Consider the following 21,691-nt stretch of genomic DNA (forward strand, 5'->3'; position numbering starts at 1 on the left):
AGCAATCCCGAGTTCTGCATAAGCAAGGACGGTAGTCCCCACGGCGCGCGCAGGTCAAATCAGTTCCGTAGCCGGATACACCCGGCAACCCGCCGACCCACCGCCTGGGAAGATAGATGGCGTGAGCCGCCGAACCTCTTCGACCGCAGCCCGACCCGTCGTGATCAAGATCCCGGGAGTCGCCCATCTGGCGGTGGGGTTCTTCGCCGTCGGGCTGCTGGCCCTGGTGTTCGCCGGGCCGGCCTGGTGCGCGGCGCTGCTCGTCATCCCGATCCTGTTGTCGGCGATGGTGATTCGCTACCGCACGGTGGCCGACAAGTTGGGCGTCACCGCGCGGTCGCTGCTCGGCAGCCGGACGGTGACGTGGCAGGACATCAAGGGCCTGCGCTTCGACGGCTCCAAGTGGGCCAAGGCCGAATTGACCGACGGCACCGACTTGCGACTGCCGGGTGTGACGTTCGCGTCACTGCCGGTGCTGACCGCGGCCAGCGGCGGCGTCGTGCCCAACCCGTACAACGAGTGAGCCGGCCCCGCTCAGCGCAGCGGGTTTGATCCGTTCAGCAGCATCCACACGCCGACGCCCACGCCGACACCGATCAGCAGGCACAGGAACGACCCGATGAAGGGGCGGCGGGCCCAACCGCGCCCGGCGTCGAAGCCGTAGAGGCCCGGCCCGGTCAGGGTCAGCGCCGCGGCCAGCACGATCATGGTCACCAGGTACTCGTGCCCTTCGGGCAGGAAGTACGGGAAGTAGCCGTGCACGGGTTGTGCAGCCACCTCCACTGCCAGGGCGTTGACGAGGTAACTCAGGGCGACCGCGGCGGCGACCGGAGTGAACAGCCCCAGCACCAGCAGGACACCGGCCCCGATCTGCGCCCCGGTGGCGAGATAGGTCAGTATCCCGGCGTGCTGGAAGCCGGCAGCGGCCAGCGCGTGTTCGTACCCGTTCAGCCCCTGGCCGCCCCACCAGCCGAACGCCTTCTGCAGCCCGTGGACCACCAGCCAGGCACCCAGGCCGACGCGCAAGACCAGGAGCCCAAGGTCCTGGGTGCCGCGGCGCTTGGCCACCCGCACCCGGGCATCGGTCTCGGGATCAGGTTCGATCTCGGCAGGCTCGGCGGGCTGCTGCGAGCCTCGTTCGCGGGGTTGCACGTACGGCAGCGGCTCGGGTTCGTGCATGAGATCGAACGCCATCGAGGACGGCGACGAGGACGATGCGGATGTCACCTCCGTGACATCGTCGGGCGATGCGGTGTCGAACCGCGGAATGGCCGTGGTTGCCGCGGTCTCGCCGCTATCGCCACGGTAGGTCGTGATGGGCAGGTCGTCTTCGGGATCGACCAGGCGTGCCGACGCGGGCTTGGCGGCCGACTCGTCGGGCCGTTGCCATGCACGCGACTCATGGGAAGTACTGGTCATAGTTGCCAGGGTAAGTGCAATTGCGCTGCTGACCGTGGATTTAAACGGTGGTTTGACGCGCTTGTTCACCGGATTTGCCCGGCCCGGCGCGCGGCCCCGACGTGGCGAGCACCGTCGAACAGTCCGTAACCTGGCGGGCATGACATTGCGGCGGTCGAGGCGGACTGCGCTGACGAGGCCCGAACGCCGGCCTGAGCGTGTTGGTGCTGCACCCGCTCGACGGGTGCTGGCGTTGTGCGCCATCGCTTTGCTGGCACTGCAGGGCTGTGCCCGTTTCGATTCGGCCGCATCTGAGCCGTTCACCATCGAGCCCGAGCTCGGTGGGGCGCCGAGCTCGACCCCGCCGCCTCCGCCGCCGTTGCCGCCGAACCCGTTCCCGAAGGCGTGCCCGGCACCGGCGGTGATGCAGGGCTGCCTGGAGAGCACCAGCGGCCTGATCATGGGCGGCGACAGCAAGTCGGCAATCGTGGCCGAACGCGTCACCGGCGCGGTCAAGAACATCGCCACGAACGCGGAACCCAAGGTCAAGATGGTGATCCCGGTCGACGCATCCGGCGACGGCGGCCTCATGGACATCGTGCTTTCGCCGAGCTACCAACAGGACCGGCTGATGTACGCGTACATCACCACGCCCACCGACAACCGGGTGGTCCGGATCGCCGACGGCGACGTCCCCAAGCCGATCCTGACCGGGATCCCCAAGGGCCCCACGGGCAACACCGGGGCGCTGATCTTCAGCAGTCCGACCACCCTCGTGGTGCTCACCGGAGACGCCGGCAACCCCGCCGCCGCGGCCGACCCGGCTTCGCTGGCGGGCAAGCTGCTGCGCATCGAGCAGCCGACAACAGTGGGACAGGCACCGCCGACCACCGCGCTGTCAGGCATGGGCTCCGGCGGCGGGCTGTGCATCGACGGGGCCAGCGGCTCGCTGTACGTCACCGACCGCACCCCCACCGGCGACCGGCTGCAGAAGATCACCAAGGACTCCAAGGTGTCCACGGTGTGGAGCTGGCCCGATCGTCCCGGTGTCGCCGGCTGTGTGGCGGTCGACAACACCGTCATGGTCAATCTGGTCAACACCAAGAAGACGGTGGCGCTCCGGCTGGCCAAGGAAACCGGCGCGGTCACGGGTGACCCCGAGGCCCTCCGCACGGACACCCACGGACACGTCTTCGCGCTGGAACTCTCCCCCGACGGCAACATCTGGGGCGCCACGGTGAACAAGACGGCCGGCGACGTGGAGAAGTTCGACGACGTCGTGTTCCCGCTGTTCCCGCAGGGCGGATTCCCGCGTAGCACCGACGACAAGACGTAATTGACGCCCGACATGAGGGTCGCTCGATGATGCGCGCGTGCCCGGCCGACTTCGCTCGGCTGGCCGGCTACCTGGGCTTCTCCTGCGATGACGATTCCTGGGTCAAACTGCGGAACCCCCTGGCCCTCACGCACTGGAGCATGCCGGTCGTCGAGCTGCTGATGCTGATCGGAGCAGGGCTGGCGCTGGCCTACGCGCTGCGGCGGGTCCGCCGCGACCCCACCGGGATCGCCATCTGGCTGGCATCGGTGGCCTACGCCCTGGTGACCGAACTACCCCGGCATCCACCGGACCTGTTCGCCGGCACCCGGCTCGGGGTCATGTTGGTGCACAACGTGTTCAGCGTCGATTTCGTCGACGGACGGCTGCCGCTGTACATCGTGGCGCTGTACCCGGCGACCATCACGCTGGCCTATGACATCGTCCGCGCCACCGGTGTGTTCGAACGGCGTGGCGCGCTCATCGGCGCCATCTGCGTCGGATTCGTGCACGGCTGCGTCTACGGCATCTTCGACCATCTCGGGCCGCAGCTGCGCTGGTGGGTCTGGAACACAGCGAACCCACTGAACCACCCCACGCTCGGCTGCGTGCCGGTGAGCAGTTGGGTCAGCCTGGCAGTGGTCGGGCCCGCGGCGATCGCGTTCCTGGTGCACGTGCTGATCGGGCGCCGCGTGGAGGCGGGCACACCGCCGGCCCGGCTGTCACTGGCCTGGCGCATACCGGTCATCAGCGTGCTGGCACCGGTCATCATGGGGTTGCTCAGCCTGCCGACGTTGCTCTCCGCGCGGCACAGCGCAATGCAGTACGCGGTGCTCGGCGTCGAGGTCGCGGTGTTCACCTTCGTGGCGATCCCGATCCTGGTGCAGGACTGGCGGATCACGCGCCGCGTCGGGACACAGCACCCCAGTCAGTACGTCCGGGTGTTCGGGGTGCTGTACCTGCTCACCTTCACGGTGCTCTGGCTGGCCGCACTGCCGGACTTCGCCGGTGCCATCGACGGCGTCACCGGTGCCGGTACGCCGACCGGCAATCTGCCCTGCGCCGCGGTGTGTTTCGTGATCGCGGGCTACTGCGTCGCGGGCGTGTCGTCACTGCGTCCGACGACGGCGCCCGCGCCGCAACAGCAGGTGCTGCACTAACTGCAGGCCGCGATGACGAGTTCGCGCACGCGCGCCGCGTCAGCCTGCCCCTTGGTCGCCTTCATCACCGCGCCGACGATCGCGCCGGCGGCTTGGACCTTGCCGCCGCGGATCTTGTCGGCGATGTCGGGCTGGGCGGCCAGCGCCTCGTCGATCGCGGCCTGGATGAGCGAATCGTCGCGCACCACAACAAGACCGCGTTCGTTCATGACCTGCTCGGGCTCGCCCTCACCGGCCAGCACGCCCTCGACGACCTGCCGGGCCAGCTTGTTGGACAGCTTGCCGTCGTCGACCAGCTTGACCACCGCGGCGACCTGGGCCGGGGTGATGGCCAGCTCGTCGAGGGTCACTTCACTCTCGTTGGCCTTCTGCGTCAGGAAGTTGCCCCACCAGGCGCGGGCCGCCTCGCTGGACGCGCCGTGCTCGACGGTCGCCGCCACCAGCTCGATCGCGCCGGCGTTGACGAGGTCACGCATCACCTCGTCGGAAATGCCCCAGTCGTCCTGAATCCGCTTGCGCACCAACCACGGCAGCTCGGGGATGGTGCCGCGCAGCCGCTCCACCAACTCATCCGACGGGGCGATCGGCTCGAGGTCCGGCTCCGGGAAGTAGCGGTAGTCCTCGGCGGTTTCCTTGCTCCGGCCAGACGTGGTGTGGCCGTCCTCGTGGAAGTGCCGGGTCTCCTGCGTGATGGTGCCGCCGGCCTGCAGCACAGCAGCCTGCCGGCGCATCTCGTAGCGGACCGCCACCTCGACGCTCTTGAGCGAGTTGACGTTCTTGGTCTCGGTGCGGGTGCCGAACTCCGCGGCACCCTTGAGCTTGAGCGAGACGTTGGAGTCACAGCGCATCGAACCCTGGTCCATGCGCACGTCGGAAACGCCCAAGCCGCGCAACAGATCCCGCAGCGCCGTCACGTAGGCACGGGCGATCTCCGGAGCACGTTCACCGGCACCCTCGATGGGCTTGCTGACGATCTCCACCAGCGGCACACCGGCCCGGTTGAAGTCGGCCAGCGAGGTGGTGGCGCCGGAGATCCGGCCGGTGTCGCTGCCCAGGTGCGTCAGCTTGCCGGTGTCCTCCTCCATGTGGGCGCGCTCGATATCGACACGCCAGATGCTGCCGTCCTCCAGCGGAACGTCGAGGTAGCCGTTCACGGCGATGGGCTCGTCGTATTGGCTGATCTGGTAGTTCTTCGGCTGATCCGGGTAGAAGTAGTTCTTCCGGGCGAACCGGCCCCACGGCGTGATGTCGCAGTTCAGTGCCAACCCGATCCGGATCGCGGATTCGACCGCGGACTCGTTGACCACCGGCAGCGCCCCGGGCAGGCCCAGGCACACCGGGCATACCAGCGTGTTCGGCTCGGCACCGAACCGGTTCGCACAGCCACAGAACATCTTGGTCTCGGTGGACAGTTCGACATGGACTTCCATGCCCATGACGGGCTCGTACGTCGCGAGGACGTCGTCGTAGTCGAGAAGGTCTGCGTCAGCCATGGGTTGAATCCTAGTTGCCGTTCACCGGCCATTTCCCCGGCCCGGTTAACCTCCGCGAATGCTCGCACGCATCGGCGCCCTGCTGACCACCTTCGCCCTGACTGCGGTGCCCATCGCCTCGGCCGCTCCCGACACTTTCGACCTGCAGGCACACCGCGGCGGACGGGGCGAGACCACAGAGGAATCGCTGCGCGCGTTCACCAAGGCCATCGAGCTCGGTGTCACCACGTTGGAGCTCGACATCGTCCTTTCCAAGGACGGTGCGCCCATGGTCTGGCACGACCCGACCATCCAGCCCGACAAATGCACCGACACCGGCCCCGCCGTCCCCGGTGACCCGCAGTACCCGTACGTCGGCAAGCTCGTGCACGACCTCACCCGAGCCCAGCTGCGCACCCTGAACTGCGGCAAGCTGCTCAGCGGATTCCCGGCCGCCGAAGTGGTGACCGGAAACAAGATCGCCACGCTCGACGAGGTCTTCGCGCTCGCCGACGCTCATCACGCCGGCGTGCGGTACAACATCGAGACCAAGATCGAAGCCGACAAGCCCGAAACATCCGCGGCACCACAACAATTCGTCGACGTCATCCTCGGCACCGTCCGGGCCGCGGGCAAGGTCGACAAGGTCGAGATCCAGAGTTTCGACTGGCGCACGCTGCCTCTGGTCCGCCAGCAGGAACCCGGCATCCCACTGGTGGCGCTGTGGGATGAGACGACGTGGGTGCCGAATTCGGCGTGGACGGCAGACGTGAATCCGGCGGTGGTCGGTGACCCGATCGCCGGGGCGGCGTCGGTCGGGGCGAACATCCTGTCCCCCGGCTACTCGGTCCCCTACGGGCTGACACCGAAGGACCCGGGGTTCGCGCTGATCGCCGACCGGGCATTCATCGACCGCGCACATGCCCTCGGCCTCAAGGTGATTCCGTGGACGATCAACGACGCCGACACCATGCGCGCGCAGATCGCCGCCGGCGCCGACGGCATCATCACCGACTACCCGGCCCGGCTCCGCGCGGTGGAGTCCGCACTCGGGATGCCGCTACCGGCGGCCTTCCGCTAGCCGAAGAATTCGGCGGCGTCGTCGTACCGGGTCTGCGGCACCAACTTGAGCTGACGCACCGCATCCGCGAGCGGCACCCGGCCGATCTCCTGACCCCGCAACGACACCATCATCCCGTACTCACCCGAGTGCGCGGCGTCGGCGGCGTTGACGCCGAACCGGGTGGCCAGCACCCGGTCGTGGGCCGTCGGGGTACCGCCGCGCTGCACGTGGCCCAGCACGGTGGTCCGGACTTCCTTCCGGATCCGCTTCTCGATCTCGATGGCCAGCTGCTGCGCGACACCGGTGAACTTCACATGCCCGAACTCGTCAATTCCGCCGTCGCGCAACTGCATTGAGCCCTCTGACGGCCGCGCCCCTTCCGCGACCACACAGATGAAGTGCGAATCACCGCGCACGAAGCGCTGTCTCACCAGCCGGCACACCTCTTCGATATCGAACGGCTGCTCGGGAATCAGCGTCATGTGCGCACCGGAGGCCATCCCCGCGCCCAGCGCGATCCAGCCCGCGTGCCGGCCCATCACCTCCACCAGCATCACCCGCTGATGCGACTCGGCGGTGCTGTGCAGCCGGTCGATGGCCTCGGTGGCGATCATCAGCGCGGTGTCGTGGCCGAAAGTGACGTCGGTGCAATCGATGTCGTTGTCGATGGTCTTGGGCACACCCACCACGGGGACGTTCTCCTCGGCCAGCCAGTGCGCGGCCGTCAAGGTGCCTTCGCCGCCGATCGGGATCAGCACGTCGATGCCGTTGTCCTCGAGCGTCTGCTTGATCTGATCGAGCCCGGCCCGGAGTTTGTCGGGGTTGACGCGCGCGGTGCCCAAGATGGTGCCGCCCTTGGCCAGCAGCCGGTCGTTGCGATCGTCATTCTTGAGCTGCTCACGACGATTCTCGAGCAGGCCGCGCCAGCCGTCCCGGAACCCGACGACCGTCGAGCCGTACCGGACGTCACAGGTACGGACCACCGCCCGGATCACCGCGTTCAAGCCAGGACAGTCACCACCACCGGTCAGCACGCCTATCCGCATGCCCCCATACTGCCCGCTCGCGGGTTTTGGTTCGCGTCGAATGTGCAGTCAGCTCGCCGGCTCCGCAGATCCGGCGAGCTGTGTGCACGCTCGTGGCTATACGGCGGTGGGCAGTGCGCCGCGGGCGGCTTCGTAGGCCGCACCGACGCGGTACAGCCGGTCGTCGGCCAGGGCCGGCGCCATGATCTGCAGACCCACCGGCAGGTTGTCGTCCGGCGACAGGCCCGACGGCACCGACATGCCGCAGTGCCCGGCCAGGTTCAGCGGCAACGTGCACAGGTCGAACAGGTACATCGCCAGCGGATCGTCGACCTTCTCCCCCAGCCCGAACGCGGTGGTCGGGGTGGTCGGGGTGACCAGCACGTCGACCTTCTCGTAGGCCTGGTCCAGATCACGGGCAATCAGGGTGCGCACCCGCTGGGCCTGGTTGTAGTAGGCGTCGTAGTAGCCCGAGGACAGGGCGTAGGTGCCGATCATGATGCGGCGCTTGACCTCCGGGCCGAAGCCGGCGGCGCGGGTCAGCGCCATCACTTCTTCGGCGCTGTGGGTGCCGTCGTCGCCGACCCGCAGGCCGTAGCGCATCGCGTCGAAGCGCGCGAGGTTCGAGGACACCTCGGACGGCAGGATCAGGTAGTAGGCCGCCAGCGAGTAGTCGAAGTGCGGGCAGTCGACCTCGGTGATCTCGGCGCCGAGGTCGGTCAGCTGGTCGACCGCGGTGTTGAACGACGACAGCACCCCGGGCTGGTAGCCCTCGCCGGTGTGCAGCTGCTTGACCACACCGATCCGGACGCCCTTCAGGTCGCCGGCGGCACCGGCCCTGGCTGCCCCGACCACGTCGGGCACCGGAGCGTCGACCGAGGTGGAATCGCGCGGGTCGTGGCCCGCGATCACCTGGTGCAGCAGCGCGGTGTCGAGCACCGTGCGGGCACACGGTCCGCCCTGGTCCAGCGACGACGCACAGGCGATCAGGCCGTACCGCGAGACCGTGCCGTACGTGGGCTTGACGCCGACGGTCGACGTCAGCGCGGCCGGCTGACGGATCGAGCCACCGGTGTCGGTGCCGATCGCCAGCGGCGCCTGGAAGGCCGCCAGCGCCGCGGCACTACCGCCGCCGGAACCGCCCGGCACGCGGTTGACGTCCCAGGGGTTGCGGGTCGGGCCATAGGCCGAGTTCTCGGTGGACGACCCCATGGCGAATTCGTCCATGTTGGTCTTGCCGAGGATCGGGATGCCGGCCGCACGCAGCCTGGCGGTGACGGTCGCGTCGTACGGCGACCGCCAGCCCTCCAGAATCTTCGATCCGGCCGTGGTCGGCGCGTCGGTGGTGGTGAAAACGTCCTTGAGCGCCAACGGAACTCCGGCGAGTGGCGAGGCCAGCGGCTCGCCCGCCGCCACCTGCTTGTCGACCGCGGCGGCCGCGGCCAGCGCCTCCTCGGCGCCCACGTGCAGGAAGGCGTGGTAGGTCTCGTCGGTGGCGGCGATCTGGTCCAGGTGAGCCCGGGTGACCTCGGTGGCCGACACGTCGCCGGCGGCGATCTTCTCGCCGAGCGTGGCCGCGTCAAAACGGATCAGGTCGCTCATTCTGCTTCTCCCAAAATGCGCGGCACGGCGAACCGGCCATCTTCGGCCCGCGGGGCCTCCGCCAGCGCCTGGTCCTGCGAGAGGCTCGCTGCCTCGACGTCGGGCCGGGTGATGTTGACCTCTTTGAGGGGATTGCCGGTCGCCTCGATACCCGTGACGTCGACGGCCTGAATCTTGCCGACGTGCGCCAGGATGGCATCGAGCTGGCCTGCGAAACTGTCCAGCTCACCATCGGTCAGGGCGAGCCGGGCCAGATTCGCCAGATGGGCGACATCGTCCCGGGAAATCTTCGACACGTCTAAACACCCTAGTGGGAGGCCGGGCGAGCGCAGCGACGGGGAATACATCCGTGACACGCACCGCACCCGCACGTCCTGCCGTCGCCACGACGCTGTGCCACAGTTGTGGCGTGTCCTCCTATCTGATGCGGGTCCAGCTCGAAGACCGCCCCGGTAGCCTCGGCTCGCTGGCGGTGGCTCTCGGCACGGTGGGCGCCGACATCCTGTCGCTCGACGTCGTCGAACGCGGCCCGGGCTACGCCGTCGACGACCTGGTGGTCGAGCTGCCGCTCGGGTCCATGCCCGACACCCTGATCACCGCGGCAGAGGCCCTCAAGGGCGTGTACGTGGACAGCATCCGGCCCCACACCGGGCTGCTCGAGGCCCATCGCGAACTGGAACTGATCGACCACGTGGCCGCCGCCAAGGGCAAGGCCGCCCGCCTCCAGGTGCTGGCCGACGAAGCCCCGCGCGTGCTCCGGGTCGGCTGGTGCGTCGTGGTGACCGGCGGCGCCGAACCTCGCCGCATCGCCGGCAGCCCGGGTGCGCCCGAGACACTCGCCGACTCGGCACCGTGGCTACCGCTGGAACACGCCGCCGCCCTGGACGCCACGGGCGACTGGGTGCCGCAGTTCTGGCGGGACATCGACACCACCCTGGCCGCGGCGCCGCTGGGTGACCCGTACACCGCGATCATGCTCGGCCGCCCGGGCGGCCCGGCCTTCCGTCCGTCGGAGGTCGCGCGGCTCGGATACCTCGCGGGCATCGTCGCGACCATCGTGCGCTAGGCGTTACCAGCGAATTCCCAGCCAATCTGGTGGTGCGCGAATGCCGTTGCGTCGCGGCGTCAACTGCTAGCGTTCTCGCCACATCTCGCTGGAGGCCTGCGTGAGCACATTTCTGATCGTCATCGGCGTGCTGCTACTGATCGCGGCGATCATCGTCGTGGTGCTCGCTTTCACCCGGGCGAAGAAGCCGGGAACCTCCGGCGCCCGCCAGGACCCGCTGAAGTCCGGCGAGATGCCGGTGTGCGGGCCGAAACAGCTGGGGCCCGGCGCGATCGTCAGCTACGGCGGCGTCGACTACGTGGTGCGCGGCTCGGTGACCTATCGCGAAGGCCCGTTCATCTGGTGGGAGCATCTGCTGGAAGGCGGTCAGGGAGAACCGATCTGGTTCAGCGTCGAAGAGGACGAGGGACGGCTGGAACTCGCGTTCTGGACCAAGCGACCAGACCTGGCTCTGCAGCCCATCGGCCCGCTCACCATCGAGGGCGTGCAGTACGACGAGGTCGAGACCGGCGACGCGCACTACACCTCCGAGGGCACCACCGGCCTGCCCGCACAAGGCCAGATGAACTACGTCGACTACGCCAGCGCCGGCCGTGCCGCCCTGCTCAGTTTTGAGCAGTGGTCGCCGAATTCTCCGTGGGAGGTGTCGACCGGCAAGGTCATGTCGCCCGGTGAGCTCACGGTGTACCCCGCTCCCCCGGCCGGCTCGTAGGTCGGTGCCATGACCCGGGGCAAGATGCTGATTCTCGCCGGGGTGCTGGCGATCGCGTCAGTGATCTGCCTGGCGATCGGGATCAGCACCGCCCGCACCGTCCAGTCGTACGTCAAGGACCACTACCAGAACGTCGGCAACAACACCTACCGATGCGACGGGGACCCGAGCGACGTGGCCGACGACCTCGCCGAGGCCCACGCGCCGCAGGCACGGGCGACCGACCAGGGCAATTACTACCTGCGGTACAGCGATTCCATCGTGATCGTGGGTCCAGGATCGGGGCAGTCGTGCTCCGTTCGGATGGAGAGCCTGAACTCGGGCTACAACCACGGCAGCTACTTCTTTCTCGGCCCGGGATTCAGCCCGGGATCGCCGTCGCACAGTTCCGGCGGCAGCTCGGGCGGACCGGGCGGCGTCAAGTGACCACACCAATTCCGAGGAGACTCCGATGAACCTGGCCGCCATCGACTTCGGCACCGTCCATACCGACGCACTCATCCAGAACGTGGTCAGCGCAGTCCTGTACTTCGTGGTCGGCGTGCTGGTGCTGGCCGCCGGCTTCGTCATGGTCGACGTGCTGACGCCCGGCAATCTGCGCCGCCAAGTGTTCGTCGAGCGGCGGCCCAACGCGGTGGCCGTCACTGCCGCCATGGATGTCTCACTGGCAGCCATCATCATCACCGCCATCCACTCGAGCTCCGATCGTCTCGGGCAGGGCCTGATCGACACGTTGATCTACGGGCTGATCGGCGTCGCCCTGCAGGGTCTGGCCCTGGTGGCCGTGGAGTTGTTGGCGCCCGGCCACTTCCGCAATGACATCCACTCCGAGGACTTCCACCCCGCCGCGGTCGCGGTGGCCGTGGTCCTGCTCGCCGTCGGCGGTATCAACGCCGCCGCCCTCACCTGATGGTGACAGAGGCCATCGGGGCGGCCCCGACGGCCCCCGAGCCGGTCATCGGAACCCGGTGGCGCGCCCTGCTTTTGGCGGCCGTGGCGGCGTGCGCCGCGTGCGGCATCGTCTATGAGCTTGCGCTGCTGACCCTTTCGACGAGCCTCAACGGTGGCGGCGTGGTGTCGACGTCGCTGATCGTCGCGGGCTACGTAGCGGCCCTTGGCGTCGGCGGGCTGCTGGCCAAAGCACTGCTCGGTCGTGCAGCCATCAGCTTCATCGCGGTGGAGACGGCGCTGGGTGTCGTGGGCGGCCTGTCGGCGACGGTGCTGTATGTGACCTTCGCGTACCTCGGTGACTCCGACTGGGTGCTGGGGGTGGCGACGGCGCTGATCGGCGGACTGGTCGGCGCGGAAGTGCCGCTGCTGATGACGCTGCTGCAACGGGGACGGGTGGCCGGGGCCACCGACGCCGGGCGGGTGCTGGCCAACCTCAATGCCGCCGACTATCTGGGCGCCCTGCTGGGCGGCCTGGCGTGGCCGTTCCTGGTCCTGCCGTACCTGGGCATGATTCGCGGCGCTGCCGCCACGGGGATGATCAACCTGGCTGCCGCAGCGGTGGTTTCGGTGTTCCTGCTGCGCCGCATCCTGAGCCGGCGCGAATTCATCGGCGCACTGGGCGCCCTCGTGCTGGCGTTCGCGGTGCTGGCCACGCTGATGGCGTCCGCCGACGGCATCGAGACCACGTCCCGGCAGCGGCTGTACGCCGACCCGATCGTCGCCTATCGGCATTCGGCCTATCAGGAGATCGTGGTGACCCGCCGCGGCGACGACACCCGGCTGTATCTCGATGGCGGACTGCAGTTCTCGACGCGCGACGAGTATCGGTACACCGAGTCGCTGGTGTACCCGGCGCTGGGTGCGGGCGCGCGCTCGGTGCTGGTGATCGGCGGCGGTGACGGCCTGGCGGCGCGGGAATTGTTGCGCCAGAAAGGTATCGACCGGATCGTCCAGGTCGAGTTGGATCCGGCGGTGGTCGCGGTGGCGCGGACCAAGCTGCGCGACGCCAACGCCGGCGCACTCGACGATCCGCGGCTCCAGCTGATTCTCGACGACGCCATGACCTGGCTGCGGGTCCCACACCCGGACGTGGTGCCGCCGGGCGGATTCGACGCGGTCATCGTCGACCTGCCCGACCCCGACAACCCCGTGCTCGGCCGGCTGTACTCCACGGAGTTCTACAGCCTGATTGCCCGGGCGCTGGCGCCGCAGGGATTGCTCGTGGTCCAGTCCGGCAGCCCCTACTCCACGCCGATCGCGTTCTGGCGCACGGTATCCACCATCGCCTCCGCGGGGTTGTCAGTGACGCCGTACCACGTCGAGGTGCCGACGTTCGGCGACTGGGGTTTCACCCTGGCCCGTCGCGGCCCGGTGCCACCGATGCCGGTGCTGCCGAAAGACGCTCCCCCGCTACGTTTTCTGAATCAGCAGGTGCTCGACGCCGCCACCGTCTTCGCGCCCGACACCGCGCCGCAGCACCTGCCGCCGTCGACGTTGGAGCATCCGCTGATCGTCGACGATATGCGCCACGGGTACCGCTGACCTTCCGCCACCTCAACCCCACCGACCAGTAGGGCCAAGTACGAGCCCGCTACGCGTCCCCCGAGGCTTCCCCCTCGGGGGATGCCTCCGTTTCGGGACCGACCTCCAACAGGCGCCGGAAGCCGTCCTCGTCGAGGATGGGCACCCCGAGCTCAACGGCCTTGTCGTACTTGGAACCTGGTGCGTCACCGGCCACCACATAGGCGGTCTTCTTCGACACCGAACCGGCCGCCTTGCCGCCGCGGACCAGGATCGCCTCCTTGGCCTCGTCGCGGGAGAAACCGGTCAGCGAACCGGTCACCACGATCGACAGACCCTCGAGGTTCCGCTCGATACCGGCGTCGCGCTCGTCGGCCATCCGGACGCCCGCGGCCCGCCACTTGTCGACGATGGCGCGGTGCCAGTCGACGGTGAACCAGTCGATCACCGCGGCGGCGATGGTCGGGCCGACGCCCTCGACCGCGGCCAGCTGTTCCTCCGACGCTTCGGTAATCGCTTGCAGATCACCGAATTCCGCGGCCAATGCCCGCGCCGCCGTCGGGCCGACGTGCCGGATGGACAGCGCCACCAGCACCCGCCACAGCGGCTGTTGCTTGGCCTTGCCGAGGTTGGCCAGGAGCCGGGCGCCGTTGGCGGACAGCTCGTTCTTCTGAGTGGTGAACAGGCTGGTGCGCAACAGCTGTTCCGCGGTGAGGTCGAAGACGTCGCCCTCATCGGTGATCACGTCGGCCGCCAGCAGCGCGGTCGCCGCCTCGTAGCCGAGGCCCTCGATGTCGAAGGCACCGCGGCCCGCGACGTGGAACACCCGCTCTCGCAGCTGCGCCGGGCAGGACCGCGTGTTGGGGCAGCGGATGTCAGCGTCGCCCTCCTTCGAGGGCGCCAGGGTGCTGCCACACTCGGGACACGTTGCAGGCATGACGAATTCGCGTTCGGTGCCGTCACGCAGATCGACGACGGGGCCGAGCACCTCGGGGATGACGTCGCCGGCCTTACGGATCACGACGGTGTCGCCGATCAGCACGCCCTTGCGCTTCACCTCGGTGGCGTTGTGCAGCGTCGCCAGCCCGACCGTCGACCCCGCGACGGTGACGGGCTCCATGTAGGCGAACGGCGTGACCCGACCAGTGCGCCCGACGCTGACCCGGATATCGAGCAGCTTGGTGGTGACTTCCTCGGGCGGGTACTTGTAGGCGATGGCCCAGCGCGGCGCCCGGCTGGTGGCGCCGAGGCGCCGCTGCAGCGTCCGGTCGTCCAATTTGACTACCAGACCGTCGATTTCGTGGTCAACGTCGTGGCGGTGCTCGCCCCAGTAGGCGACGCGATCGGCTACCGCGGCGATGCCAGTGACCCGGGTGGTGTGGTCGGACACCGGCAGACCCCAGGCCTGCAGCGCGCGATACGCGTCGTGCAGCGACGCCGGCTCGAAACCTTCGGTATAGCCCAGCCCGTGGCAGATCATGTGCAGCCGGCGGCGTGCGGTGACGGCCGGATTCTTCTGCCGCAACGACCCGGCGGCGCTGTTGCGCGGATTGGCGAACGGCGCTTTGCCTTCCTCCACGAGGCTGGCGTTCAGTGCGGCGAAATCCTCGACCCGGAAGTACACCTCGCCGCGCACCTCCAGCACGGCGGGCACCGGGAATTCGTCGGTGCCGGTCAGCTGCTCGGGGACGTCGGTGATGGTGCGGGCGTTGAGCGTGACGTCCTCACCGGCGCGGCCGTCGCCGCGGGTGGCGCCGCGAACCAGCTTGCCGTCGCGGTACACAAGGGCCAGCGCGACGCCGTCGACCTTGAGCTCGCAGAGGTATTCGAGGTCGCTACCCAGTTCGTTGGTGAGCCGCGCCGCCCATGCCGTCAGCTCGTCGGTGTTGAACGCGTTGTCCAGCGACAGCATCCGCTCCAGATGCTGTGCCTCGCCGAACTCGGTGGCAAATCCGGCGCCGCCGACCAACTGCGTCGGCGAATCCGGCGTCCGCAGTTCGGGGTACGTGTCCTCGAGCTGCTGCAACTGCCCCAGCAGCTTGTCGAACTCACCGTCGGAGACGATCGGCGCGTCCTTGACGTAGTAGCGGAACTGGTGACCGCGAACCTCTTCGGCCAGTTCCTGCCATTGCCGGCGCACGTCGGGATCGGGTGAGCTCACCCGGTAAGGCTAGCGAAGGCCACCGACAGGTCGCGCAGGCCCGATAGGGTGGGCGCGTGCCGCACCCGATCATGTTCGACGACGACGACCCCGGCCTGGCGGAGCTGCGAGCGGTGGCGCTGAGCTTCCCCGAAGCCTTCGAGAAGGTGTCCTGGGGCCGGCCGGTGTTCTGCGCACCCAAGATGTTCGCGATGTACGGCGGCAATTCGAAGGTGACCGGCGAGATGGTCGCCTACCCGTACTCCCTGTTGGTCAAGGTCGACGAGTCCGACCGCGCAGCGCTGGAACAGGATTCGCGCTTCTACTACCCCGCCTACATGGGACCGTTCGGTTGGCTCGGGCTGGATTTCACCGCGGCGAAGGTCGACTGGAACGAGGTCCGTGAGCTGCTGGACGCGTCATTCCGGCTGGTCGCGACAAAGCGGCTGGTCAAACTGCTCGACGCGCAATGAGATACGCCTGCGCGGTGGATTCGAGTCCGTCGTCCGGTTGCCGGACCAGTTCGGCATAGACGCGGAACCCGCTGTTCGACAAGAGATCCGCGACGGCCGTCGATTGGCGGCGAATGAACGTCAAGTTCACCGGCTCGCCGTCGAAGTCCGTCAGCACCCGCGGTTCGTCGCCGACCTGAAATGCCAGCAGCACCACGCCGCCAGGCGCCAGCACCCGGTGGAATTCGGCGAAGACGCGCGGCAGATGCGTGTCGGGCACATGGATGATCGAGTACCAGGCGCAGAGCCCGGTGACGCTGCCGTCCTCCGCATCGAGGTCGAGCATCGAGCCAACCCGAAACGCCAGGCCCGGGTTGTGCTGGCGTGCCTGCGCGATCATGTTGGGAGACAGATCGATTCCGGTCACATCCAAGCCGGCGGCCGCGAGTGCCACGGTCGCCACCCCGGTGCCGCAGCCGACGTCGAGCACCGGGCCTCGCGGTACCAGCTCAGCGAACGCGCCGATCATTGCGCGGTCCACCGGTCTGTCATCGAGATGGTGCCGGAAGCGCGCGACATAGTTCGCGGCCGCCCGGTCGTAGCCATCGCGTGTCGTGGCCAGAAAATCAGGCATCGGCCAACGGTACGCGGGTGTGCATGCCACGGGCTGGACGTGAGGCAGCCGCAGCGCGACGAAGTGCCGCGCCACCGGGCGCCGTTGGCGCCGGGTCAGGTTGCGGGACTGTCACTTTCGCCATCAGAGTCCTCACCCTCGGCCGGATACAGCGTCGGGTGGTGGTACTGATTCGTTCGTGGTTGGCCGACGTCGAGCAGTGGTGGTGGGGTCCAGTGGGTGCGTCCGTCGGAGCCCATGGCGGTGCTCCAACCGCCGGTGTCGGCGAGCCGGTTGTGGGGTCCGCAGGCCAACGCGAGATCGGTGATGTCGGTGCGGCCGCCGTGGTGCCAGTCGGCGACAGCGTGGTGGGCTTGGCAGCCGGCGGCGGGGATGGTGCAGTCGGGGTGGGTGCAGCCTTTGTCGCGGGCGAGCAGGGCCAGGCGCTGGCCGGTGGTGGCGGTGCGCCGCGCCCGACCCAGATACAGCGGTATCGGAGCATGATTGTCGAACACCGTCAGGTAGCAGGACGCCCCCGTACGCGCGGCGAGGTTGACCAGGTCCTTGACCGGGAGCTGGCTGCCGGTGTGGGTGTGCGCGACCCCGGCCCGGTCCTCTAACTGCTCCACGGTGCAGGTCGCGACAATGGTCACGGGGTAGCCGTTGTGCTCCCCCAAATCGGTGGACAACAGCAGGTGGCCCATCGCCTCCCAGGCATCATGCTGACGCTGCGCCAGCGTGCGGGTGTCCGCGTCGATCTGTTCCTGTGTCGGCGTCCCCGACATGCAGGGCTGCGCGTCGGCGGGGTTGCACATACCGGGAGCGGCATATTTGACCATCAGCGCTTCGTAGGCAGCACGCGCTGCCGGGGTCAAGACACCACGCAACTCTGACGTACCGTCCGGACGTTGCTTACCCAGGGTCAGTGCCCGGTCCCGGTCGGGTTCAGGGTCGCGGTCATCGGGTTCGGGACCGTCCTGATCCAACTCGTACAGTTTGCGTTTGACCACCGACCGCAACGCTTCCGGCGTCAGATTCCGCGCGGCGGCGACCAGGGCATTCTCGGCGTCATCGACAGCGGTCAGGCCCGCCCAGGTGGGCAGTTTCGCGAAGAACGACTCGATGACATCGACATGATCCGCATTGATCGCCCCCGCAGCGACGGCGGCAGCGACATACGGCCGCAGCGGCGGCAATAGCTCCCCGGTCAACGACCGCCGCGGGGCCAACAACTCGGCGTGCCGGACCCGCCGCCGGGCATCATCGCTGCCGAGGCGGTCCCGGATACGCAGCACCTCGGCCCAGTTTTTCGCCCCGATCTCCTTCAGGGTGGTCTGAGCTTGGGTGGCGGCCAGAATCGCGTGGTCCACGGCTTCGGCGGCGCACCGCATCTGTTCGCGGTGGGACTGCAACGCCAACAGTTCCGGCACGGACAGGGTCGTGTAATCCAGGGCGGCGACCCGCACCAACGCCGTGTCGAGGCCGGCGTAAGCCTCCTCAACAGCAGTGGGGTTGTCGACGTCCATATTCGAACACTAGTTCGAAGCACTGACAAATTTTCACAGTTTGGGACACCTGTGCCGAAAGTGACGAGTGAGGTCAAATATGTTGTCCAGCAGGGAGTTCCACCCGCCGCGATGACTCCGGAGTTACTGCGCCGAACTCGTCAGTCCTCGCGGAACCCGGGCACCCACTTGTCGACGATCTCGGCGTAGTTGATGGTCGCGTCCAGCTGCGCGGCGATCCCGAGCAGACCACCGAGCACCCGGAACATCATCAAGTAGTTGGGCGGCAGGTTCAGCTGACGGCTGGTCTTGAACGTCGCGGCGAACTGCTCGCTGCGGATGTCTGCCGCGGTGGCGGCGATGCCCTGCAGCCACCGGCGGCTGAAGTGGAAGCTCTTGTGCCGCAACGGTTCGATGTATGGCAGCAGGTAGGCGTTGATCTCCTCGTGAGAGACTGTGGCCCCGGCGGGGATGAAACCTTCCTCCCGTAGGTAGGTCGTCATCTCCTCCCACTTCTCGTCCCGCGCGAGCCGCAGGATGGGCCCGGTTGCCCGCGGCAGGCCGCCTTCGTGGACCGCGCAGGCGCCGAAGTCCATGACGCCGAACCGCCCGTCGTCCAGCAACATGAAGTTGCCCGGATGAGTATCGACGTGCAGCAGGCCGCAGCGGTACGGGGCGCTGATGGTGACCTCGAGCAGCATGTGCGCGCACCGGTTGCGCTCGTCTTCGGTGCCGCTGGTGATGATCTCGGAGAGCTTGCGGCCCTCCATCCACTCGGTGATGACCACCTTCGGGGACGACGCGACGACCGCCGGCACGTAGAACTGCGGATCGCCCGCAAAAGCCTTTGCGAAGGCGCGCTGATAGTCCGCTTCGATCCGGTAGTTCAGCTCTTCCTCGGTGCGCTCGATCAGTTCGTCGATGATGCTCTTGACGTCGGCGCCCGGAACCACCTGCTTGAACAGCGTGGTCAGCATCCGCAGGGTCTTGAGGTCGGCGCGCACGGCCTGGTCGGCGCCCGGGTACTGGACCTTCACCGCGACCCGGCGGCCGTCGCTCCACACCGCGCTGTGCACCTGACCGATGCTCGCGGAGGCGACGGGCTCGTCATCGAAGGACTGGAATCGCTCGCGCCACTTCGTGCCCAGCTGGCTGTCGAGCACGCGATGCACCTTGTCGGCCGGCAGCGGCGGGGCGTCGCTCTGCAACTTGGTCAGCGCTTCGCGATAGGGCTCCGCGAATGCCGGCGGGATGGCGGCCTCCATCACTGAAAGCGCTTGTCCGAGCTTCATTGCAGCGCCCTTGAGCTCTCCCAGCACCTGGAACAGCTGCTCAGCGGCCTTCTCGACCAACTCCGCGTTGACGTCGTCTTTCGATTTGCCGGCCATGCGCTTGCCGACGCCCAGGACGGCGCGGCCTGCGATCCCGGCAGGAAGGGTTGCCAGCTTGGCGGCACGTCCCGTGCGGCCACGGCGGATTTCAGCCATGGAGTTGATCTTGTCTTTCTTAGCCGATCTTGACAACAACCCCTAAGAAACTGGCACAACCACGAGTTCGTGCGGCTGGTTGTTCATGGACACGCAGCCGTCGTCCGTGACGACGACGATGTCCTCTATCCGCGCGCCCCACTGCCCCGCGAAATAGACCCCGGGCTCGACGCTGAACGCCATGCCAGGCTCCAGCGTCAACCCATTGCCCGCCACGATGTAGGGCTCTTCGTGGACCGACAGGCCGATGCCGTGGCCCGTGCGGTGGACGAACACCTCGGCAAGCCCTTCTGCGGCAAGCACGTCGCGGGCCGCCGCGTCGATCTGCTCGGCGGTCAGCCCTGGCCGGACCGCGGCCACCGCCGCGGCCTGCGCGCGTTGCAGCACCGAATACTGTTGCGCCACCACGGGATCGGGTTCACCGATGCTGTAGGTCCTGGTGCAGTCCGAGTTGTAGCCGGGCTCGACCGGACCGCCGATGTCGACGACGACGATGTCGCCGACCTGTAGTTCACGGTCGGAGCATTCGTGGTGCGGGTCCGCCCCGTTCGGCCCCGAGCCGACGATGATGAACGCCACCTCCGAATGCCCCTCGGCGACAATCGCTTCCGCGATGTCCGCGGACACGTCGGCCTCGGTGCGTCCCGGCACCAGGAACTCGGGCACCCGCGCGTGCACCCGGTCGATGGCCGCGCCGGCCTTCGCCAGAGCGTCGATCTCGCTGGGGTCCTTGATCATTCGCAACTGCCGCAGCACATCGGTGGCCAGCACCGGCACCGCGCCGAGGACCGATGCCAGCGGCAGCAGGTGCAGTGCGGGCATGGCGTCGGTGACCGCGACGGCACTGCCCGGCAACGCGGCCGCCACCAGCGCGTAGGGGTCATCGCCGTCGACCCAATCCTGAACCTCCAGGCTCAGTTCCACGATCGCCGACTCCTTGAGCGAGGCCAGTTCCAGCCGCGGCACCACGACCGTCGGTGTCGAACCGTCCGCCGGCACCACTAGCGCCGTCAGCCGCTCGAAGGTCTGCGCCCGTGACCCCACCAGATACCGGAGGTCGTACCCCGGGGTGATGACCAAACCGGCCAGGCCGGCGGCGTGGGCAGCAGCGGCGGCCGAGCGCAGACGCGCGGCATAGACGTCGGTGTTGAATCGGCCAACTGTCACATTCCCCGTCGCTTCGCTCGCCCGCATGCCAATAGGCTAGTGCGATGCCGATCGACATCCCCGTAACCTCCCCCGTCGCTTCGCTCGCCTCATGACCCAGCCGATCCTGCTCCTCGACGGCGCCAGCATGTGGTTCCGCTCGTTCTTCGGGGTGCCGTCCTCGATCACGGCGCCCGACGGCCGCCCCGTCAACGCGGTCCGCGGTTTCCTCGACAACATCGCGGCCCTGGTCACCCAGCACCGCCCCGGCCGCCTCGTGGTGTGCCTGGACCTGGATTGGCGGCCGCAGTGGCGAGTCGACCTGATCCCGTCCTACAAGGCGCACCGGGTGGTCGAAGAGGTGCCGGGCGACGACCCCGACATCGAAGAGGTGCCCGACGACCTCACGCCGCAGGTCGCCATGATCATGGAGTTGCTCGACGCGTTCGGCATCGCCACCGCGGGCGCACCGGGCTTCGAGGCCGACGACGTGCTCGGCACGCTGGCCACCCGGGAAGGGACCGACCCGGCGATCGTGGTCAGCGGCGACCGCGACCTGCTACAGCTCGCAAGCGATGACGCGCCAGGAATCAGGGTGTTCTATATCGGCCGCGGCCTGGCCAAGGCAGTGCTCTACGGGCCCGCCGAGGTTGCCGAGACCTACGGCGTCCCGCTGGATCGTGCCGGCGCCGCGTACGCCGAGCTGGCCCTGCTGCGCGGCGACGCGTCCGACGGGCTGCCGGGCGTCGCCGGGATCGGCGAGAAGACGGCGTCCACCCTGCTGCAGACCTATGGCTCACTCACGGCGATCGAGGCCGCCGCCCAGGACTCAGCCTCCAAAATGGCTGCGGCACAACGGAAGAAGCTGCTCGCCGCGACCGACTACATCGCTGCCGCGCTGCCCGTCGTCCGGGTGGCGACCGATGCGCCGGTGTCCATGTCGACCGATTCGGACGCCCTGCCGCTGGTCGCCCGCGACCCGCAGCGGGTGGCCGAGCTGGCCGGCACGTACGGCGTCACCAACTCGATCGCACGGCTCCAGAAGGCCCTGGACAAGCTGTAG

At 68.2% G+C, this 21,691-nt stretch carries 21 protein-coding genes; 11 read left to right on the plus strand and 10 right to left on the minus strand.

Annotated features, from left to right (window positions below; all coding sequences use genetic code 11):
* The first annotated feature begins 112 nt into the window (after positions 1-112).
* Positions 113-523 (plus strand): PH domain-containing protein, encoded by a 411-nt coding sequence (locus TL10_RS17425; RefSeq protein ID WP_081936603.1) that lies wholly within the window; start codon positions 113-115, stop codon positions 521-523.
* A gap of 11 nt (positions 524-534) precedes the next feature.
* Here TL10_RS17425 and TL10_RS17430 read toward each other — a convergent pair whose 3' ends face one another.
* On the minus strand, positions 535-1,419 hold the full coding sequence (locus tag TL10_RS17430) for a DoxX family protein (protein WP_043393263.1): 885 nt from the start codon (positions 1,417-1,419) through the stop codon (positions 535-537).
* A gap of 139 nt (positions 1,420-1,558) precedes the next feature.
* Between TL10_RS17430 and TL10_RS17435 the strand changes: the two genes are divergently transcribed.
* Both TL10_RS17435 and TL10_RS17440 read left to right on the plus strand, forming a co-directional pair.
* Positions 1,559-2,734 carry a PQQ-dependent sugar dehydrogenase gene (locus TL10_RS17435; protein WP_082067984.1) on the plus strand — a complete coding sequence of 392 codons (1,176 nt, stop codon included), beginning with the start codon at positions 1,559-1,561 and terminating at the stop codon, positions 2,732-2,734.
* Positions 2,735-2,760: 26 nt separating this feature from the next.
* Positions 2,761-3,873: a hypothetical protein gene (locus tag TL10_RS17440; RefSeq protein WP_043986589.1), complete on the plus strand. Its 1,113-nt coding sequence runs from the start codon at positions 2,761-2,763 to the stop codon at positions 3,871-3,873.
* On the opposite strand, the gene gatB is transcribed toward TL10_RS17440, so the two are convergent.
* A complete protein-coding gene (gene gatB, locus TL10_RS17445) occupies positions 3,870-5,366 on the minus strand; it encodes an Asp-tRNA(Asn)/Glu-tRNA(Gln) amidotransferase subunit GatB (RefSeq protein WP_043986590.1) in 1,497 nt (498 codons plus the stop codon). The genes TL10_RS17440 and gatB overlap by 4 nt on opposite strands.
* Before the next feature lie 58 nt (positions 5,367-5,424).
* On the opposite strand from gatB, the gene TL10_RS17450 reads away from it, so the two are divergent.
* A complete protein-coding gene (locus TL10_RS17450; protein WP_043986591.1) occupies positions 5,425-6,426 on the plus strand; it encodes a glycerophosphodiester phosphodiesterase family protein in 1,002 nt (333 codons plus the stop codon).
* Here TL10_RS17450 and TL10_RS17455 read toward each other — a convergent pair.
* The 3 genes from TL10_RS17455 to gatC form a co-directional block, all read right to left on the minus strand.
* Positions 6,423-7,454 carry an ATP-dependent 6-phosphofructokinase gene (locus TL10_RS17455; RefSeq protein ID WP_043393248.1) on the minus strand — a complete coding sequence of 344 codons (1,032 nt, stop codon included), beginning with the start codon at positions 7,452-7,454 and terminating at the stop codon, positions 6,423-6,425. The two genes, TL10_RS17450 and TL10_RS17455, sit on opposite strands and share 4 nt — an antisense overlap.
* Before the next feature lie 96 nt (positions 7,455-7,550).
* A complete protein-coding gene (gene gatA / locus TL10_RS17460) occupies positions 7,551-9,035 on the minus strand; it encodes an Asp-tRNA(Asn)/Glu-tRNA(Gln) amidotransferase subunit GatA (RefSeq protein ID WP_043393245.1) in 1,485 nt (494 codons plus the stop codon).
* Positions 9,032-9,331 (minus strand): Asp-tRNA(Asn)/Glu-tRNA(Gln) amidotransferase subunit GatC, encoded by a 300-nt coding sequence (gene gatC, locus TL10_RS17465; RefSeq protein WP_043393243.1) that lies wholly within the window; start codon positions 9,329-9,331, stop codon positions 9,032-9,034. Before gatC ends, gatA begins: the two co-directional genes overlap by 4 nt.
* A gap of 113 nt (positions 9,332-9,444) precedes the next feature.
* Between gatC and TL10_RS17470 the strand changes: the two genes are divergently transcribed.
* The 5 genes from TL10_RS17470 to TL10_RS17490 all read left to right on the plus strand — a co-directional run bounded on the left by TL10_RS17470 (position 9,445) and on the right by TL10_RS17490 (position 13,306).
* Positions 9,445-10,101, plus strand: a complete 657-nt coding sequence (locus TL10_RS17470; protein ID WP_110789118.1) for an ACT domain-containing protein — start codon at positions 9,445-9,447, stop codon at positions 10,099-10,101.
* 100 nt (positions 10,102-10,201) lie between these two features.
* Positions 10,202-10,813 carry a DUF4178 domain-containing protein gene (locus tag TL10_RS17475; RefSeq protein ID WP_043986593.1) on the plus strand — a complete coding sequence of 204 codons (612 nt, stop codon included), beginning with the start codon at positions 10,202-10,204 and terminating at the stop codon, positions 10,811-10,813.
* Between the two features lie 9 nt (positions 10,814-10,822).
* Entirely contained in the window at positions 10,823-11,239 is a 417-nt protein-coding gene (locus tag TL10_RS17480; RefSeq protein WP_043986594.1) for a DUF4247 domain-containing protein, read from the plus strand.
* A gap of 25 nt (positions 11,240-11,264) precedes the next feature.
* On the plus strand, positions 11,265-11,723 hold the full coding sequence (locus tag TL10_RS17485) for a DUF350 domain-containing protein (RefSeq protein ID WP_043986596.1): 459 nt from the start codon (positions 11,265-11,267) through the stop codon (positions 11,721-11,723).
* On the plus strand, positions 11,723-13,306 hold the full coding sequence (locus tag TL10_RS17490; protein ID WP_043986597.1) for a polyamine aminopropyltransferase: 1,584 nt from the start codon (positions 11,723-11,725) through the stop codon (positions 13,304-13,306). Before TL10_RS17485 ends, TL10_RS17490 begins: the two co-directional genes overlap by 1 nt.
* A 49-nt stretch (positions 13,307-13,355) precedes the next feature.
* Here the strand turns inward: TL10_RS17490 and ligA are convergent, their stop codons facing one another.
* Positions 13,356-15,446, minus strand: coding sequence for an NAD-dependent DNA ligase LigA (ligA, locus tag TL10_RS17495; protein WP_043986598.1), 2,091 nt, complete (start codon positions 15,444-15,446; stop codon positions 13,356-13,358).
* A gap of 56 nt (positions 15,447-15,502) precedes the next feature.
* On the opposite strand from ligA, the gene TL10_RS17500 reads away from it, so the two are divergent.
* The gene (locus TL10_RS17500; protein ID WP_043986599.1) at positions 15,503-15,898 is read left to right on the plus strand and encodes an MmcQ/YjbR family DNA-binding protein; all 396 of its coding nucleotides are present in this window, start codon (positions 15,503-15,505) and stop codon (positions 15,896-15,898) included.
* On the opposite strand, the gene TL10_RS17505 is transcribed toward TL10_RS17500, so the two are convergent.
* The 4 genes from TL10_RS17505 to TL10_RS17520 form a co-directional block, all read right to left on the minus strand.
* Entirely contained in the window at positions 15,876-16,511 is a 636-nt protein-coding gene (locus tag TL10_RS17505; RefSeq protein WP_043986600.1) for a class I SAM-dependent DNA methyltransferase, read from the minus strand. The two genes, TL10_RS17500 and TL10_RS17505, sit on opposite strands and share 23 nt — an antisense overlap.
* A 95-nt stretch (positions 16,512-16,606) precedes the next feature.
* Positions 16,607-18,016, minus strand: coding sequence for an HNH endonuclease signature motif containing protein (locus TL10_RS17510; RefSeq protein ID WP_043986602.1), 1,410 nt, complete (start codon positions 18,014-18,016; stop codon positions 16,607-16,609).
* A gap of 140 nt (positions 18,017-18,156) precedes the next feature.
* On the minus strand, positions 18,157-19,482 hold the full coding sequence (locus tag TL10_RS17515) for an ABC1 kinase family protein (RefSeq protein ID WP_043986603.1): 1,326 nt from the start codon (positions 19,480-19,482) through the stop codon (positions 18,157-18,159).
* A 42-nt stretch (positions 19,483-19,524) separates the two neighbouring features.
* Positions 19,525-20,649, minus strand: coding sequence for a M24 family metallopeptidase (locus TL10_RS17520; protein ID WP_043986604.1), 1,125 nt, complete (start codon positions 20,647-20,649; stop codon positions 19,525-19,527).
* Between the two features lie 91 nt (positions 20,650-20,740).
* Between TL10_RS17520 and TL10_RS17525 the strand changes: the two genes are divergently transcribed.
* A complete protein-coding gene (locus tag TL10_RS17525; protein WP_043986605.1) occupies positions 20,741-21,691 on the plus strand; it encodes a 5'-3' exonuclease in 951 nt (316 codons plus the stop codon).

The sequence above is a fragment of the Mycolicibacterium llatzerense genome, assembly GCF_000878195.1.
Taxonomy (GTDB): domain Bacteria; phylum Actinomycetota; class Actinomycetes; order Mycobacteriales; family Mycobacteriaceae; genus Mycobacterium; species Mycobacterium llatzerense.